Source organism: Micromonospora sp. DT4, from assembly GCF_049841675.1.
GTDB lineage: Bacteria > Actinomycetota > Actinomycetes > Mycobacteriales > Micromonosporaceae > Micromonospora.
Map to the genome: position 1 here is coordinate 1 of NZ_JBNCKT010000109.1, position 17804 is coordinate 17804.

General features: G+C 71.7%; 13 protein-coding genes and 1 pseudogene. 10 read left to right on the forward strand and 4 right to left on the reverse strand.

The window, feature by feature from the left end; all coding sequences use genetic code 11:
- A partial coding sequence (locus tag ACLQ24_RS23795) for a transposase family protein (protein ID WP_425893927.1) occupies positions 1-402 on the reverse strand: 402 nt, incomplete at its 3' end.
- 342 nt (positions 403-744) lie between these two features.
- Here ACLQ24_RS23795 and ACLQ24_RS23800 point away from each other — a divergent pair.
- Positions 745-1087, forward strand: a pseudogene (locus ACLQ24_RS23800) (IS1380 family transposase); the annotation flags it as partial.
- 70 nt (positions 1088-1157) lie between these two features.
- Here ACLQ24_RS23800 and ACLQ24_RS23805 read toward each other — a convergent pair.
- Complete coding sequence (locus tag ACLQ24_RS23805) at positions 1158-1472, reverse strand: hypothetical protein (protein WP_425893928.1); 315 nt, start codon at positions 1470-1472, stop codon at positions 1158-1160.
- 111 nt (positions 1473-1583) lie between these two features.
- Between ACLQ24_RS23805 and ACLQ24_RS23810 the strand changes: the two genes are divergently transcribed.
- The 6 genes from ACLQ24_RS23810 (at position 1584) to ACLQ24_RS23835 (ending at position 11337) form a co-directional block, all read left to right on the forward strand.
- Positions 1584-2135, forward strand: a complete 552-nt coding sequence (locus tag ACLQ24_RS23810; protein WP_425893929.1) for a helix-turn-helix domain-containing protein — start codon at positions 1584-1586, stop codon at positions 2133-2135.
- Between the two features lie 376 nt (positions 2136-2511).
- Positions 2512-4080 (forward strand): TIGR02677 family protein, encoded by a 1569-nt coding sequence (locus tag ACLQ24_RS23815; protein ID WP_425893930.1) that lies wholly within the window; start codon positions 2512-2514, stop codon positions 4078-4080.
- Positions 4077-5468 (forward strand): TIGR02678 family protein, encoded by a 1392-nt coding sequence (locus ACLQ24_RS23820; protein WP_425893931.1) that lies wholly within the window; start codon positions 4077-4079, stop codon positions 5466-5468. Before ACLQ24_RS23815 ends, ACLQ24_RS23820 begins: the two co-directional genes overlap by 4 nt.
- Positions 5469-5479: 11 nt before the next feature.
- The gene (locus ACLQ24_RS23825; RefSeq protein WP_425893932.1) at positions 5480-9604 is read left to right on the forward strand and encodes a TIGR02680 family protein; all 4125 of its coding nucleotides are present in this window, start codon (positions 5480-5482) and stop codon (positions 9602-9604) included.
- Between the two features lie 53 nt (positions 9605-9657).
- A complete protein-coding gene (locus ACLQ24_RS23830; protein ID WP_425893933.1) occupies positions 9658-10887 on the forward strand; it encodes a TIGR02679 family protein in 1230 nt (409 codons plus the stop codon).
- Positions 10888-10893: 6 nt separating this feature from the next.
- On the forward strand, positions 10894-11337 hold the full coding sequence (locus tag ACLQ24_RS23835) for a hypothetical protein (RefSeq protein WP_425893934.1): 444 nt from the start codon (positions 10894-10896) through the stop codon (positions 11335-11337).
- Between the two features lie 343 nt (positions 11338-11680).
- Here ACLQ24_RS23835 and ACLQ24_RS23840 read toward each other — a convergent pair whose 3' ends face one another.
- Entirely contained in the window at positions 11681-13042 is a 1362-nt protein-coding gene (locus tag ACLQ24_RS23840) for a glycoside hydrolase family 6 protein (protein ID WP_425893935.1), read from the reverse strand.
- Between the two features lie 98 nt (positions 13043-13140).
- Here ACLQ24_RS23840 and ACLQ24_RS23845 point away from each other — a divergent pair, with 98 nt between their 5' ends.
- Positions 13141-14604 carry a PP2C family protein-serine/threonine phosphatase gene (locus ACLQ24_RS23845; protein ID WP_425893937.1) on the forward strand — a complete coding sequence of 488 codons (1464 nt, stop codon included), beginning with the start codon at positions 13141-13143 and terminating at the stop codon, positions 14602-14604.
- Between the two features lie 8 nt (positions 14605-14612).
- On the opposite strand, the gene ACLQ24_RS23850 is transcribed toward ACLQ24_RS23845, so the two are convergent.
- Positions 14613-14963 carry an STAS domain-containing protein gene (locus ACLQ24_RS23850; protein ID WP_425893939.1) on the reverse strand — a complete coding sequence of 117 codons (351 nt, stop codon included), beginning with the start codon at positions 14961-14963 and terminating at the stop codon, positions 14613-14615.
- A 212-nt stretch (positions 14964-15175) separates the two neighbouring features.
- Here ACLQ24_RS23850 and ACLQ24_RS23855 point away from each other — a divergent pair, with 212 nt between their 5' ends.
- Together ACLQ24_RS23855 and ACLQ24_RS23860 are read left to right on the forward strand one after the other, a co-directional pair.
- Positions 15176-15580 carry an ATP-binding protein gene (locus tag ACLQ24_RS23855; RefSeq protein ID WP_425893940.1) on the forward strand — a complete coding sequence of 135 codons (405 nt, stop codon included), beginning with the start codon at positions 15176-15178 and terminating at the stop codon, positions 15578-15580.
- Positions 15581-15947: 367 nt separating this feature from the next.
- A complete protein-coding gene (locus tag ACLQ24_RS23860) occupies positions 15948-17318 on the forward strand; it encodes a lectin (RefSeq protein WP_425893941.1) in 1371 nt (456 codons plus the stop codon).
- The last annotated feature ends 486 nt before the right edge of the window (positions 17319-17804 follow it).

A 17804-nucleotide genomic window follows, 5' to 3' on the forward strand; every position in this document is an offset into this window, starting at 1 on the left:
GTCGAGGGCGTCGCCGTCCAAGGTGGCCAGGATCCGCCGGAAGGTACGTTCGCTGGGAACCGTGTACCGGCCGCGCAACGGGTGGTAGCGGGCCCCGAGACGGTGCAGGACATCCTGCGGGGTCCGCGCCGCCCACTGCCGGATCGCGGTCACCGAGTCGTTACCCACCACCAACGTCGCACACGCGGTCAGCACCAGAATCACCAGCAACGAATGCCGACGGCCCCGCAGCCGCCGCGGATCGGGGACCTGCCGCAACCGGTCGAGCAGCGACGACGTCACCGACAACGGATCAACAGCCCCCGCATCCACGCAGACCGGGTCCGCGGCGAGTTCGGCTTCCCACAGGGCCAGATCGGCCAGGTGGTCAACAACAGGGCTGATCGGGGAAGATGACAACACGAGCGCGACTCCTGACTCGATCTTCTGGCGTAGACACCCGAAAGATCATCAGAAGTCGCGCTCGTCCCACAACTACAGCCCTACCCCCGTCCTCAACCTGGACAGAACACCTCAAGCCGGAACAACGCCGGGGCCGTGGGATTTGGGGGGCACAACGTCGCGCTGACTTTTGTCAGTGTCCCGGAGGACTAACCTCGGCCCTTCGTTAAGGGCTGCCCAAGGAGTTGGCCGGAAACGCAGAAGTGCCTTCTGATCAGGGAAAATAGGGCTTGTCGAGAGTCCTGTTAACCCGTCACGGAAGGCACTTGCTGGGTGAAGACTACCGCAACACGTCCGAAGATCATGGTGACCGGAGACGGGCGGGGCGTGGTCGGTCACGCCGGCGCCCGGCTGCTCGCCGATCGCTGACGCGACCGGTTTGACCAGCGCATTCAGCCAAGCATTGGCCGGACTGCGGCAGCGCGGGCACACCCCGGGCCGGATCGCCGTCGATCTCGCCCTGATGCTCGCTGACGGGGGCGAGGCCATCGCCGCTCTGGCGGTACTGCGTGATCAGGCGGCCCCGCTCGGGCCGATCACGTCCGACCCGACCGCGTGGCGACTGTTACCGCAGCTCGACGCCACGATGCTGGCCGAACTGCGGGCCGCCCGTGCCCATGCCCGCGAGATCGCCTGGGCCCAGCACGGCAACCCTAAGTGGTCCGAGCCGTAAGTCCTTCGGGGGTTGACGGTGCGGTGCTCGTGTGCGGGCACGGTCAGGGTGTGATCGGGGCGATGTGGATGTCGCAGACGAAGTCGAAAGCCTCTTCCGGGCTACCGGTGAACCAGATCTGGTTTTCGTAGCTGTCGCTGCTGGCCACGTAGATGGCGGTGCCCCAGCGGTGGGCGGAGCCGCCGTACCGCAGCCGCATCAGTGGTACCTGGTCCCCGTCGGTCAGTTCACCGGTGACGTACGCGAACTGGCCGTGATAGCGCACGTGCACCGCGGCCAACTGCGGCCATTTCGCCTTGGCGTGCTCGCGCAGCCGCTGCGCCAGGGAGATCTTGGTGGACTCGGGAATGGCGGGCATGGGTCATATCCTGCCCTGCGGCGTGTCGCTATCCGGTGGCAGCGCATGGCACGGCAGTCTCGGCGGGCCCCCTTTGACGCATGATCATCTCCTGAAGGGCCGCCCGTCCCCGTGCCCCGCGCACGCCAGATCACGCTGACCGCCGCCGAACGGAACCGGATCAAAGCCCTGGCCTACTCCCACACCGCCTGCTACCAGCAGGTCATCCGCGCCCGGATCGTACGCGACGCCGCACACGGCTACTCCCACGCCACAATCGCCGGCCGCCAGGGTGTGCACGTCGACACCGTGCGTCACTGGCGCGGCCGTTACGCTGACGAGGGCCTACCCGGACTCAGCGACCGGCGCCGGTCCGGGCGGCCGGTCCGGTTCACCCCCGTGCAGGTCGCCGAGGTCAAAGCCCTGGCCTGTCAGCTACCAGCCGAGGCCGCGGTGCCACTGTCACGGTGGAGCTGCCCGGATCTGGCTGGTGAGGTCACCGTCCGTGGCATCGTGCCGGCGATCTCACCGTCGACGATCCGCCGGATCCTGGCCGCCGACACGCTCAAACCCTGGCAGCACCAGTCCTGGATCTTCATCCGCGATCCGGACTTCGCCGCCAACCGCCCGCACCATGCGGAACAACCACACCACCAGCCTGCCGCACTCGCCCTGGCCGCATAACCCCCGAAGGACTTACGGCTCGAACCACTAAGCCAGCCGCCGTCACCGGCCAGCATCCCGACACGATGTGCGAGACCTGCGGAGCATCAGCGCTCCACCGCGCATGGCAGGCGTACGGCATCGTGGCCCACGACGGCTGGTCGCCGACCGCCGCTCCGAGACCGGCCTGGGTCAGCGGTCAGCCTACGATCGTGGCTATCGCCCCCACTTCTCGGCAGGGCGGCAGTCGCTGGTCGGATTGCCGTAGATCCGCTTTTCGTTCGGGCTGCGACCACGATCACAGGACAGGCTGCCGCCGGTCCCCTGCGCGCCCGGCCGCCGTGGTGGCTCTTTTGGGTAGGGTGGTGCGCTGTCCGCGTCCGGTGGGAGGTAGATGATGACGGCACAGCCATCTCGACCGACGTTCGGGCTGGACGATTTCGGGCTGGACGACCGGATGCGGCTGTTCGGTTACGTGACGGCGGAGAACCGGTTCGCCTACCTGTGGCTGCTGCGGGCGTTCGACTCGGCACGGTCCAGCTACCACGTGGTGCTGCACACCTCCGACGTGGCCGCGGCGCTGGCGGCGTTGCACGAGGCGGACGCCGACTGCCCGGATCCGGCACGGCTGGAGCTGCCGCGGCTGCTGGACGCCCTGGTGGAGTGGGGGGTGCTCGACCGAGGGCAGGACGGTTCGCGGGCCACGACGCTGGCGGAGTATCGCAACCGCCACTCGGTGTACCAGTTCACCGAGGCCGGGTACCGGGCGCACCGGGCGGTGGAGGCGGTGTTGTCGGCGAGCATGGACGACTCGACGTTGTCCCGGCTGGTCTTCGCCGACCTGCTGGCGGACCTCAACGCGCTCGCCGCGGCAAATGAGGCCGGGGACGCCGAAGAGGTCTACCGCAAGTTCAACCGGCTGGACCGGGCGCTGGCCGACATCGCCGAGCGGGCGGCCCGGTTCTACCACATGCTGGGTGACCTGGGGCGGACCAACGACGTGCGGCCGGAGGTGTTCCTCGCGCACAAGGACGCCCTGCTGGCTCACCTGCGGGACTTCCACGACGAGTTGCAGCGGTACACGCCCCGGCTGCGCGCGGCGGTGTACGAGGTCGAGGCCACCGGCCTGGACCGGCTGATCGAGGCCGCCGCCGAGGCCGACGAGCGGCTGTTCCACACCCCGGTGCAGCGGCTGGAGGACTGGCGGCGGCGCTGGGCGGGGCTGCGGTCCTGGTTGGCGCCGCCGGGCCCGGAGCAGCCCAGCGAGGCGGACCGGTTGTCGGACGCCACCATCGCCGCGATCGGTGACGTCCTGGCCCTGCTGCGCCGGGTCACCGAGGCGCGACGCGGCGGGGTCAGCCGGGAGTCGCAGTTGCGGCACCTGGCCGCGTGGTTCACCCGCACGGGCAGCCAGGAGGCCGCGCACGCCCTGTTCGACGCCGTGTTCGGCCTCGGTGCTCCCCGCCACGTCGGCGTGGCGCACCCGGATCCGGAGGCGATCTCCAGCCGGCTGTCGTGGTGGGAGGCACCGGCGGTGCAGCTGTCCCGCACCCTGGTGACCACCGGCCGGGCACCGGGGCAGGGCCGGGGACGGCCGGCCCGGCTGGAGCGGGTCGACGAGCGCCGGCACAGGTTGCGCGGCGATCAGCTCGCCCGGGAGCGCCGGTGGGCCGACGCGGCGACGGCGATGGCCGCCGAGGGCGTGGACCATCACCAGTTGGACCGCTCGCAGACCCAGGTCCTGCTGCGCCTGCTCGACATCGCACTCGCCGCCCGGGTGGGGGGCAGAGCCGGGGTGCCGCTGGCGGCCGCCGCGCACGGCGTGCGGCTGGCCCTCACCCCGATGCCGGGCCGGTTCACCACGGTGCACACCGCCGAGGGCCGGCTGCATCTGGACGGGTACGCGTTGACGGTCACCGCTGCGCAGCACACCGCGGTTCGCCGTCCCGAGCTGGTGCCGGCGTGACGGCGGAGGCGGGGGCGCTGCGGTCGGCGACGCACCGGTTCGCCGCCGACGTCCCGGAGTTGGAGTTGGCGGACTACCAGCGGGCGGTCCGGCTGGTCCTGCGCCACCCGCTGATCACGGCAACGTGGCCCGACGAGCGGGCGCTGCCCCGGGTACGGCGGTTCTCCGCCACCCTGCGCCGGGATCTCGCCGAGGCGTTCGGTTACCGGCTCGAGCTGCACGGTTCCACGGCCCGGCTGGTACGGGCGAAGGACCGGCTCGACGGCACACAGCCGGCGGTGTCGCGTACCGGCCGGCCGTTCGACCGGCAGCGCTACGCGTACCTGTCGTTGTGCCTGGCGGTGTTGGGCCGCGCCGGGATCCAGATCACCCTCAGCGAGTTGGCCGACTCGGTGGCCGGCGACGCGAACCGGGTCACCGGCCTGGGGTTGGATCCGGACCACGGCCCGGACCGGCGGGCGTTCGTGGACGCGGTCGGCTGGCTGGAGGAGCGGGGTGTGCTGCGGCTGGCCGACGGCTCCAGTGCCGCCTGGGCCAGTGACCCGGGCGGCGGGGAGGCGCTGTACGACGTGGCGCGGGACGTGATTTTCGCGCTGTTCCGGCCCACCCGGGTGCTGCAGCACGTGGATTCGGTGTCGGCGCTGTTGGACCGGTCGATGAGCAGCAGCGGCAACGCCGAGCGCCGGCAGACGGCCCAGGCGGCCCGGCGGGCGGTGGTGGAGTCCCCGGTCGTCTACCACGCCGACGTCGAACCGGCGGTCGCCAACCATCTGCGCGGCTCCGCACTCGCCGTCGACCTGGCCCGGCTAACCGGGCTGCGGGTCGAGCGGCGGGCCGAGGGCGTGCTGCTGGTGGACACCGCCGGGTTCACCGCGGAGCGGTTCCCCGGCACCGGCTCGGTGGCGCAGGCCGCGGTGCTGCTGGCGGTGGAGATGGCCGACCGGGTGGCGGATCCCGACGGCCGCCGGGTCAAGCGGCTGACCCCGCCCGACGGGCACGCCCGGCAGCAGGCGCTGGCGAGTCTCATCGACGCCGGCCTGCCCACGGCCACCCTGGTACGCCTCGACGACACCGGCCCGGACGAGCACTGGACTGTCGAAGGCGAGAGCGGGCCCGACGAGGCCGACGGCGCCGGCCGGTTGCCGTTCATCACCGACAGTTTTCTCCGTGCCGCCGTCGGGGATGTTCTCCAGCGGTACGGCCGCGCGTTCGGAGCCCAGTGGCACGCCGACCCGGACCGGCTGCGCGTCGAGGCGGTCGCGCTGTTGGAACGCTTCGGCGCGGTCACCGCCGTGCCGGGCGGGGTGCTCGTCCGGCCACTGGTGGGTCGATACCGCCACACCGTCGCCACGGTCAAGCCCCGCGCCACCACCGAAACCCTGTTCTGAGGGAGCCGATCGTGATCGAGCAACGCGCCGTCCGCCGGTTCGCCCCCACCCGGGCCGGGATCATCAACCTGTGGGACTACCGGGACGAGGAGTTCAGCTTCGTCGACGGGTGGCTGGTGCTGCGCGGGCCCAACGGATCCGGCAAGACCAAGGCGCTGGAGGTGCTGTTCCCGTTCGTCCTCGACGGGCGGATCGAACCGCGCCGGCTCAATCCGTTCGCCAGCGAGGACCGGACGATGAAGTCGAACCTGCTCTACCGGGGGCAGGAGGTCACCCACGCGTACGTGTGGATGGAGTTCGGCGACGGCGAGCAGTACGTGACCGTCGGCATCGGGTTGCGGGCGCACCGGCACGTCGACCGGGTCACCCGTTGGCACTTCGTGGTCGACGGCCGGGTCGGGGTGGACTTCTCCCTTCTGGACGCCGACGACCGGCCGCTGACCCGCCGCGACCTGATCGACCGGCTGGGCGCCGACGCGGTGCGGGACTCGGCGGAGGACTATCGTCAGCTCGTCGACGCCCGGCTGTTCGGCCTCGGCCCGGCCCGCTACGAGCAACTGCTGGACCTGGTGCTGACCCTGCGCAAGCCGCAACTGGCCAAGGACCTCAACCCGGTCGAGCTGTCCCGCACGCTGCAACGGGGGCTGCGCCCGGTCGAGGATCACCTGCTGGTGGAGGCCGCCCGCTCGTTCGACGACATGGAGGCGGTCGCCCGTACCCTCGAAGGGCTGGTGGCGGCGGACGGTGCCACGGTCGCGTTCCTGACGGTGTACTCGACCTACCTGCGGACCCACGCGCGGGCCGCCGCCGACGCCCTCACCGCCCGCCGCGACGCGGTCACCACCCGGTCGACCGCACTCGATGACGCCCGTCACGCGGCCGACACGGCGGCGCAGACGCAGTTCGCGGCGGGTGAGCGGCTACAGGCCGTCGAGGGCGAGCCCGGACGCCTCCGCGCCCACCTGGACAGCCTGAAGGCCTCGGCGGCCTACCAGTCCCACGAGCAACTCGCCGACCTGCAACGGCACGTGCACGACCTGGCCGCGGCGGCCGGGCGGGCCGACGAGACCGTGGTCGCCGAGGAGAGCGCGGTGGCGCGGCGGCGTACCGAATCGGAACGGGCGACGGTCGCGGCTCGGGACACCCGGACGGCGGCCGAGAGGCTCGCCGCCGATCTTGTACTCGACGCGGAGGCTGCCGGAATCACCTGGGGCACCGACGACGCCGCCCCGGACGACCTGGCGGCCCGGATCACCGCGCGGGCCGCTGCCCGCCGCGACGACGTGCGGGCCGTCCGCGCCCAGGTGGCGCGGCACGACCAGGCCGACCGGGACCACTCCCGGGCCGCCGCCGACGTGGCCGGCGCGACGGCCGCCGCCGCGGACGCCGAGCAGGCCGAGCGGCGCGCCGAGGACTCCGTCGCGCAGGCCCGCGCCCGGCTGCGCGCCCAGCTCGAGCAGTGGGCGCAGGGTAACGCCGGGCTGCTGGCCGACATCGCGTGCCCGGACCTGGCTGCCGGGCTGATTGCCGCCGTGGACACCACCGGCGAGCCGGGGGCGCGGACCCTGCGCGAGGTGTACGCCGAGGCCACGGCCACTGCGGTGACCCAGCGGCGGGACCGGCTCGCGGCGCTGGCGGCGCAGCGCGCGGCGCTGGCCGACCGGCGGGCCGAGGTGGCCGCCGAACGGGACCGGATCGCCGCCGAGCACGACGACGCGCCACCCGTCCCGGTGACCCGGGCGGCGCCACGCGCCGGTCGGCCCGGCGCACCGCTGTGGCGGCTGGTCCGTTTCGCCGACGGGGTGACCGGCGCGGATGCGGCGGCCGTCGAGGCGGCGCTGCACGCGGCCGGGCTGCTGGACGCCTGGCTGCACCCCGACCCCGAAACGGCGACGACCGCGCTTGCCGGCGACGACCTCGACGGGTACCTGCTGCCGCTGCCGCCGCACCGGCGGCCCGCCGGGGCCACCCTCGCCGACGTGCTGGCTCCCGAGGAACAGGGCGACGTGCCCGCCGTGCGGATCATCGAGGTGCTCACCTCGGTGGCGCTGGCCGACGTGACCACCGACGCCTCGCCGGTCACCATCGGCGTGGACGGCCGGTATGCCCACGGCATCGCCGCCGGCCGATTCGCCAAGACCTCCTGCGAGTACATCGGCACGACCGCCCGGGCCACCCGCCGCGCCGCCCGGGTCACCGAGTGCAGGCGGCTGCTGGCCGCCATCGACACCGACCTCGACGCGGTGGACCGCGATCGCGCGTCCGTCGAGGCACTGCTGGCGGCGGTGGACGCGGCCTACGCGCAACTCCCGGCCCCCGCGCCGGTCCACTCGGCGCTGCGCGAGCTGGACCGGGCCGCCGCGACGCTGCGCGCCCGGCAGGAGGCCAGCGCGGCCGCCGACGCGCGCCTCGACCAGGCCCTGGCCGAGCGTGCGGCAGCCGCGGCCGCGCTGCGCCGCAGCGCGGCCGAGCGGTCACTGCCGGTCGACCGGCTCGACGACACCGCCGAAGCGGTGAGCCGCTTCGAGAAGCGAGGGGTACGCCTGGAGGGCGCCCGGAGCGCCGCCGCGCGCGCCGCCGAGCAGGAGGACCAGGCCCGGCAGCGGCACGACGAGGCAGTCGACCGGTTCACCGCCGCGGCGGAGGCCGCACGCACCGCCCGTGCGCGGCACCTGGAGAAGGCGGAGGCGTACCGGACGTTGCGCGACAGCGTGGGCGCTGACGCGGAACGGGTGCTGGCCGACGTGGCCCGGACCGCCGACGCGATCATCGAGGCGGAGCAGGACGTCGAGCAGGCTCGCACCTCGCTCGGCGCCGCCCGGGAGCGGCGGGTCGCCGCGCTGACCCGGGTGGAGCTGAGCGAGCAGGCCCTGGTCGCCGCAGTCGCCGAGGCGCAGCACGACGCCCAGCGGTTGCGCCCGTACGCCCAGCCGGACCTGCTGGGCCTGCTGCGCTGCCCCACCGACCTGCGCTGGCCGGCGCAGACCCCGGACGACGAGCTGCATCCGCAGGTCGCAGCCCTGCACGAGGCGATTCTCGCGGCCACCCGGGAACTGAGCCCCACCGAGACGTCGCTGAAGCAGAGCGCCACCCGGCTCACCAGCGCGCTGACCGACCTGCAGGCGCAGCTTCCCGCCGCCGGCCTCGACCACCGGCCCGAGTGGGACACCGACGACGGGGTGATCGTGGTCCGGGTCGCCGACGAGCAGGGTCTCACCCCGGTCGCCCACTTCGCCGACCGGATCGCCCGCGAGCGTCGCGACCAGGAGCAACTGCTGACCGACTCCGAGCAGCGGGTGCTGGAGGACGCCCTACTCGGGCAACTCGCCCGGCAGATCCACCACCGCACCATCGAGGCCCGCGACCTGGTGGCGGCAATGGACAGCCAGATGCGCGCCCGGCGCATGTCTTCGGGGCTCACCGTCGGTGTCGGCTGGCGGCTCGCCGACGACCTCGACGCCGAGCAACGCGACGTGTGCAAGTTCCTCGAACGCGACCCGGCCCGACTCGGTCCGGCCCAACTCACGGCCATGCGCCGGCACTTCGCGGCCCGGATCAAGACAGCGCGGGCCGCCGCGCCCGAACGGCCCTACCGGGAACTGCTCGGCGACGTCCTCGACTACCGGCAGTGGCGGACGTTCGCGTTCACCCTGCACCGGCCCGGCGGCGGCACGGAGGCGCTGACCCGGGCCCGACACAGCCAGCTCTCCGGCGGCGAACAGTCGGTCTCCCTGCACCTGCCACTGTTCGCCGCCGCGAACGCGCTGTTCGGCTCGGCGCGACCCGACGCACCCCGGCTGCTCGGCCTCGACGAGGCGTTCGCCGGCGTGGACGATACCGGCCGGGGTGAGCTGATGGCGCTGGCGAAACAGTTCGACCTGGACCTGTTCATGACCGGCTACGACCTCTGGGCCACCCACCCGGCGGTCAGCGGCGCCGCCCACTACGACCTGTCCCACTCCGCGGTGGAACACGCCGTGTCCACCGTGCTGCTGGTCTGGGACGGCTCGACCAACATCGCCGACTTCGACGGAACCCTTGCCCGTGCGCTCGGCTCCCCGGAGACCCGCCGCGCCCCCGGTGGTCGCGGGGAACCCGAGCGGGCCGGCGTCCTGCTCGACCGCACAGACGAATGACCGATGGGCGCGGCGAACGGCCGTCGGACCGGTCCGCTGCACATCCGTCGTTCATGTCGGCCGGGCGGGATCGGCCGGGCGGTCCGGCAGATCTCGTCGAGCAGCCCGGCTGGCGGCGATTGCTGGCGGCCGCCCGGCGCAGCCTGGAACGCAGCGGTGGCCGGCTCGACACCAATGTGGCGCTCTCCACCCCCACCGACGACGAACGTCTCGTGATCATCGGCATCACCGGCACCCACCGCTCTGCCGCAGCGGCACGCCTCAGCATCCGACTCAGCGCGGTGGACGAGCACCTACGCGCCGCGCACGGAGTCGGCCTGATCGAAGTGCTCACCACGACGGCCCCGCTGCGCGACCGACCGTCCGACCTCACACGCGAGGCGGTGGCCCGCGACGCCGTCCTCGCCGTGGCCAACGAGGGCCTGCACGCCGGCACCGCCTGGTACGCCGAATGGCTCGACGGCCTGCGCCGCGACGGCACCCTGACCCGCATCGTCCGCACCGGACTGCCGTTCGAGGATGTGGTCCGCGTCCTGGACGCGCTGCCCGCGGCCGACGAACCGATTCCGGTCTTCGCCGACCGGGTGCTGGACGACACGAAGGCCCTCGCCGAGGGGCCGCTGCGCGGGCTCGTCCTCCGTGCCGTCGCCGCCTGGCAGCAGGCGGCGCTCCCGGTCGACGGAGAGCAGGAACGGGCGTTGTGGGAATCGGTCGGTCTGGTCCCGGACGACCTCGCCAGCCAGGTGCTGGTGCTCAACGTACCGGCCACCGGCGGGCTGGTCGGGCGGTGGCTGACGGAGGCCGCGCAGGCGGGTGTGCCGATGCGGGTCACCCTGCACCAACTGCGCCTGGCACCGCTGGCCCTGGCGCGCGGCGAGGTCTATGTCTGCGAGAACCCCGCCGTGCTGCGCGCCGCCACCACCGCGCTCGGGACCCAGGCCCCACCGCTGATCTGCACCGAAGGGGTGCCGTCCGTCGCCGTTCACACGCTGCTGTGCGCCGCTCAGGGAGCGGTGATCCGGTGGCGCAACGACTTCGACTGGACCGGCGTACGACTGACGGCGGCGGCTCTCCAGCGGTATCCGCGCGCGGTCCCATGGCGGATGACTGCGGCTGACTACCTGCCGGCGGCGCGCACCGGCACGGCACTGCTCGGTACGCCCACCGAAACCCCCTGGGACCATTCGCTCGGGGAGTCGATGCGGCAGACCGGCCGAGCGGTGATGGAGGAGCGGCTGCTCGACCGGCTCATCGCCGACCTACGCGCGACCGGAGCCGGCTGACCGCCGGTGGATCTGCAGCGCGTCACCGGGTACAGCCGAGAGACGATCCGTCAGGCGCTACGACCGAAAGTCCGGCGCGCGACCAACATCAGCCGGCGCAGGACACCACCCCAGCCGCCGTCGGACTACCGGCCCTACGGTGACCGCAGGCCCTACGTGGTGGCCGAAACCCTCGCCGCGCTGCGCGGCCCGCCCGAAGGCACGGTGACGCTTCCGCGTCATCTCGACTGGTCCGGGCACGCCGAGTACGACCTTGACCGGACCGCGCGCCTGGCCAGCATGTACAGGATGGTGCTCACCGAAGCCAGTACGGTCGAGGACCTCAACGCCTGGCTCGATGCCGACCTTCTCCGGCGGCTCTGGCCCACCCTCTGGCTGCCACCCCAGCTCCGCCAACGCTGGGAGGACGCCTTCCCCGAACTCGCCGCAATCCGTAGCAACGCGACGTAGCCGTGGATTTCTTCCACGAACCGCCCCGGCCGCCTGGCCCGCAGATCGAACACCAAATGGCCGCGTATCGAACGCTTCTGGCGCCGCAGATCGAAAGCGTTGCTCGCCGGCCACGAGATGTCCCGTAGGAGAAGGAGAGCGAACGGAACCGCCGGTCGTGATCCCGACCGGCAACCGATCGGACAATCCGCAGCTCACGCTTGAGTCTCTGCGGAGCGAGCCGCCGTAGGGTGATGGTCGCCGAGCCGTCACTCCGACGCTGGCCGGTCCGGCCCGTACCCGGGGATGGTGCTGGCCCGGCGCGGAGGTGGTCCTCCGCGCCGGGCCGTGACACGGGTTGGGGTCAGGAGGCGGCGCAGCTGGCCGTCGCGCCCGGACCGGTGCCGGTGCCCTGGAAGCCGAAGTTGGTCGACTGCCCGGCGCCGACGCGGCCGTTGTAGCTCACGTTGGTGTACCGGACGGTTCCGCTGGTGCCGCTGGCCTGGGCGTTCCAGATGCCGGTGACGGCGGTGCCGCTGGGCAGCGTGACGGTCACGGTCCAGCCGTTGATGTCCGCGGAGCCGGCGGTGACGGTCACGCTGGCGGTGAAGCCGCCGGACCACTGGTTGAGTGCCACGGACGCGGCGCAGCCGTTACCGGTCGGCGGCGGCGTCGTGGGGGGCGGCGTCGTCGGGGGCGGGGTGGTCGGCGGCGGCGTCGTGGGGGGCGGCGTGGTCGGCGGGGCCGACGTCGGCGGCGGGGTCGTCGGCGGGGCCGTGGTGGGGGGGTTGGGCACGCCGTTGGCCAGGCTGTAGGCCAGGTCGGGCTGGAACGAACCCGCCGTGTAGCGGCAGCCGTCCGCCTCGCCCGGAGGCTTAACCCAGAGGTACGCGTCGATGTTACTGTCGCCGGTGTTCGTCGTCGGGTACATCCCGATGCGCCGGTCGGTGTTGTCGTCGCCGCACCAGTCTCCGCTGGCACCACCGTTGCGGCTGGTGTCGATCACCTGACGCTTGCCCGAGATGCCCATGCCGTTGAGGGAGGAGATGACCGCCCGGCCGAAGTTCGCCTCGCTGGAGGTCGAGTTGTAGTTCGACACGTTGCTGAAGAAGCCGTCGGCGTACTGCACGCCGGCCGCCCGGAGCCGGTTGGCCGTCTCACCCGCGCTGTTCCAGGTGGAGTGGCCGGCGTCGAGGTACACCTTGGCGTTGGGGTTGGCCGACTTGATGGTGCGGGTGGCCGTCGAGATCGCCTGGCTGCGGGCGTTGATCTCGTTGCTGTTCAGGCAGGTCAGCAGTGCGAGCGAGTCGGTCTCCAGGATGATGATGACCGTCTGGTTGCCCAGTCCCCGGGAGAAGTTGGACACCCAGGTCTGGTACTGGTTGAGGTCTGGCGCCCCACCGGCGCTGGCCCCGCCGCAGTCCCGGTTGGTGATCTGGTAGACCGAGAGCACCGGGATCTGTTGGGCCGCATTGGCGGCGCCGACGTACGAGGCGGCCTCGGACTGCGCGGTCGAGATGTTGAAGTTGGCGAACCAGCGGGCCTGCGGCTGGCTTGCGATCTTGTCGCGGATGACGGCGGCACGTGAGTCGCCGGGGTTGGCGGCGACCCAGCGGACGACGGCCGAACTCGGGTCGCGGTAGAGCGATCCGGAGATCGTGCCGGCGGACGCGCCGCTGACGGCGAGGCATACGCCGGCGGCGGTGGCACCAGCGACCGCAGCCACGCTGATGGCCGTGGATCTGCGGCGCCGGAGGGAGAGGATAGCCACGTCGTGTTTCCTCCTGATCACATTGATGTATTTAAGTTCATGGGAGCGTTCCCATGAAGGTAGCGGAGGCGCGCGCCGCTGCCAAGATGCGCGGAACTTTCGGTCCGAGCGGAGACCGCGAGCCAGCACAGCAGCGCGAAGCCCCGGAGGCGGTCGCCGCGCTGCTGCTCGACGAACGCCCCGCGGGTCGAACCGCACCTGCCGTCCGGCTGCCACGACCGGACGCCCCCGCTGGACACGCCGGCCTGACAGCGAGTGCCTATGCTCGACGGGTGGAGGAGAGCGAGCAGGCAATGCTGACCGGGGTGTTGCAGGCCGCCGAGGACGCCGCGCCCGTGGACGCGGTCGAGGCCGTCACCGGCACCATCGCCGAGGCGCTGCGGGCGTCCAGTGTCTCGCTGCTGATCGCCGACCTCAGCGGCCGCGCGCTGGTCCGGCTGACCCACCAACCGACCCCCGATGGTCCGGGCCGTCGCCAGGGAGAGGAGGCCGCCGAAGTCCTGCCGTTCGACGGCGGCCCCTACGAGCAGGTCCTCCGTCAGCAGAGCACCCGGGTGCTCCCCGGCGACGGCCGGTGGACGGTGCTGGCACCGGTCACCGAACGCGGCGAGGTGGTCGGTCTGCTGGAGATCGAACTTCCGCACGAGCCGGACGACTCGATGATCGCGCAGGTCGCCCGCACCGCGCACGCGCTGGCGTTCGTCGTCATCGCCAACCGCCGGCACACCGACCTGTTCGAGTGGGGTCAGCGCAGCACCCCGTTCACCCTCTCCGCGGAGATCCAGCGCCGGCTGCTGCCCGCCGCGTTCACCTGCGAGGCCAGTGCCTTCGCGCTGTCCGGATGGCTGGAACCGGCCGCCAGCGTCGGCGGGGACACCTTCGACTACAGCCTGGCCCGAGACCTGCTGCACGTCAGCGTCACCGACGCGATGGGTCACGGCGTGGCCAGCGCGCTGACCGCCACCCTCGGGGTGGGTAGCCTGCGTAACACCCGCCGCCGCGGCGAGAGCCTCGTCGCGCAGGCCGACCAGGCCAGCCGGGCCATCGCGGAAAACGCCAACGTGCCCGGCGCGTACGTGACCGCCGTGCTCGGCCGGATGGACCTGCGCACCGGTCGCTGTGAACTGCTCAACGCCGGGCACGTCCCGCCGATGCTGGTCCGTGGCGACCGGGTCGTACCGGTGGAACTGCCCAGCAACTTCCCGCTGGGAATGTTCCCCGAGGAGCAGTACCGCAGCGGGGAAATCACCCTGCTACCCGGCGACCGGCTCGTGATCGTCACCGACGGGGTGCGGGAGCGCAGCGCCGCCGACCTGGACCTGGTCGCGGCGTTGCGCAAGATCGCTCACCTGCACCCCCGCGAGGCGGTCCGGGCGCTGTCCGACGCGGTGCTGGCGACCGCCGGCCCGGTGCTGGCCGACGACGCGACCCTGCTCATCATCGACTGGTACGACGGCGGCCACGGACCGCGCCGCAGCGCCGCCGGCGCTGACATCGCCCGCGCCAGCACCGACTGAACCGACGCTCAGGACGCCGTCGGGGATGCCTCCTCGGCGTCCTGCACGGTGTCGAAGGATTCGATGACCCGATCCACCGACGTGATCGAGAGCACCTTGCGCACCGGCGGACGAACTCCGGCCAGACCGAGCCAGCCGTCCCGCGCCCGCATCTCCTTGTAGGCGACCACGAGCGCGCCCAGGCCGCTGGAATCCATGAACCCGACGTCGGTGAGGTCGATCACCATTACCCGGACACCGCTCTCCACCACCTCGAGCAGCCCGTCCCGCAGACGTGGTGTGGTGCTCATGTCCAGATCGCCGGCGACCTCCACCACCGTGCCGACACGCCCCCGCCGGGTTGCCAAAGCGAATTCCACCAGTCCCCCTCACGTGCGCTACGCCGGCCCGCTCCGCAGCGCCTGTTCCGTGTTCGCCTCCACCGTGCCAGAAACCGGTACCCACCGCCTTTCATAGGGTCCCAACCCGTCGCGGTGGCACCGGGTATCAGAGCGGCCGCCCCTGGGTATGACAGGGTGGTCCGGGCTGGCGACGCCCGGGCCTGGGAAGGAGCTACACGATGCGGGTGGGCATGACACTGTCACTCCCCCGCCAGGCGTCGACGGTGGCCCGCGCCCGGCACATACTCGCCACCCTGCTGAGCCTGACAGACGTCGCCGACGACATCCGCGCCAACCTGGCCGTGCTGGTCAGCGAGGCATGCTCCAACGCGGTGATCCACGCCGATCCCGACAGCACCGTCGACATCACCATCACTATCGACGACGACGTGTGCCTGCTCGAGGTCGGCAACCGCGGCCGCACGCCGGACGCCGCCAAGCTCCACGCCGACCTCCCCGCGCCGCTCACCATCGGTGGCCGTGGGCTGCCGCTGATCGCCGCGCTCTCCGACACGGCCACCTTCGTCGCCGGGCCACCGGACCGGGTGCTGCTGCGCATCACCAAGAGCCTCAGCGAGGTACGGGCAGCGCCGTAGCGCCGGGCCCTCTCGTCGCGCCGCAACCCACTCGACACGGCATTGACATATTTCACTGCCAGATCTAGCGTCGGGGCCGAATCGATTCGGCCGTGGACCCAGTGCTCAGGCACCGTCCGACGGTCGGCCGGGTGGCGTTCGGGCGTACGACGTGGGCCACCGACGATTCGATGACCCTCTGGTCCCGCTTGGGCAGCGAGACCAGCGGTGGAGAACCCGTGGTGACGAGCCGGTCGGTCGCCGTGGGCGCACCGCATCGGGGTTTCGTCCGCGCCGAGCCGCGTCGGTAGCGGTGAGCGGTGGCGTGTCGTGGCCGCCGTGGATCCCCTCACCTGTTTCACTTCGTGCCGATTGGCGGGAGCCCATCATGACAGGACGTAGACCCATCCTTGGTTCTCTTGCGACGGCGGCGCTCGTCGTCGCGACCGTGGGTGCGGCGATAGTGACCGGTGGCGTGAGCACCACCGCGTCGGCCGCGAACGTCGCAGCGGCCGCAGGAACCGCAGGGTGCGGCAAGGCACCCACGCTGACCAGCGGTCAACGGTCAATCCAGAGCAGCGGCCAGAACCGTAGTTTCATCCTGAGGATCCCCGACAACTACGACCGGAACCACCAGTACCGGTTGATCTTCGGGTTCCACTGGAACGGTGGCACCATGAACGACGTCGACGGCGGCGGGTCGGACGGGGCGGCCTGGTCCTACTACGGACTTCGCCAGCAGGCGAACAACAGCACCATCTTCGTCGCCCCCCAGGGCAACGGCAACGGCTGGGCCAACCCCGGCGGCCAGGACGTCACCTTCGTCGACAACATGATCAGCCTGATCGAGGCTGATCTCTGCGTCGACACGACGCAGCTCTTCGCGCTCGGCTTCAGCTACGGCGGAGGCATGAGCTATTCGCTGGCCTGTTCCCGTGCCGGCGTCTTCCGCGCCGTCGCGGTCTACTCGGGCGGGCAGCTCAGCGGTTGCGGCGGCGGCACCCAGCCGATCGCGTACATGGGAATCCACGGCATCGGGGACCCGGTGCTCAACGTCTCCGCCGGGCGGTCCCTGCGCGACACGTTCGTACGGAACAACGGGTGCACCGCACAGAGCCCTCCCGAGCCGAGAGCGGGCAGCCTGACCCACATCACCACCACCTACTCCGGCTGCCGGTCCGGCTATCCCGTGGTGTGGGCCGCCTTCGACGGCGGGCACACCCCCGGCCCGGTGGACGGCGGCGGGGACAGCGGAGCGCGGACCTGGACCAAGGGTGAGGTGTGGAGGTTCTTCACCCAGTTCGGCAGCCCCGATCCGACGCCGACCCCGACCGTGTCGCCCACCGGCAACCCGACCACGCCGCCGCCGAGCAGCACGTCGGCGGTGCGCAACACGGCCTCCGGACGCTGCCTGGACGTCAACGGCGGCTCGCAGGCCAACGGCGCGGCGGCGATCATCTGGGACTGCCACGGTCAGAGCAACCAGAGCTGGACGTCGACGGCCGCGCAGGAGCTGCGGGTGTTCGGCGGCAAGTGTCTCGACGTCAACGGCGCCGCCACGGCGAACGGCAGCTCGGTGATCATCTGGGACTGCAACGGCCAGCCCAACCAGCGGTGGCGGTTCAACTCCGACGGCTCGATCACCGGAGTCGGTTCCGGCCGGTGCCTCGACGTGGTCAGCAATGGGACCGTCAACGGCACGCGCGTCCAGATCTGGGACTGCAACGGCGCCGCCAACCAGCGGTGGAGCCGGAGCTGAGTCCGGCGATCATCCTCGGAGCACGACGGTAGGGAGCGTGAGGCTGCGGCACCACGGTCCGGTTCGGCGGCGGGGCCATCAGGTTCCGCCGCCGAACCACCCCGGCTGCACGGTATTCATCAAATCTTTCCGCTGAGTCGCCCAAGTCCATCGACGCAAATGGCGGCAATTGAGAGTAGTCGAGGCGTTGACCGACGATCTATGCGGTGCTTAACATATGACGTCTGCTCATCAACGATCTTCGATCGTCAGCCCCTGCGCCATGCGACAGCTCGACAACCTGCCGTACGGCTTCGGGCGTCCGGACGGTCAGGGAGGCGAATCAGATGTTCCGTAGAGAGAGCCATCGGCGCAGCGCGGGCGAGGCGCCACGACGCCGGTCATGGCGACACACGCGGCGTCCACGTCGGTTATTGACCCGTAACCCAAATGGTTTGTGATCGTTTGGGGTGTATGGGCGTTACGGTGCGGGACGCGCGTCGGCTT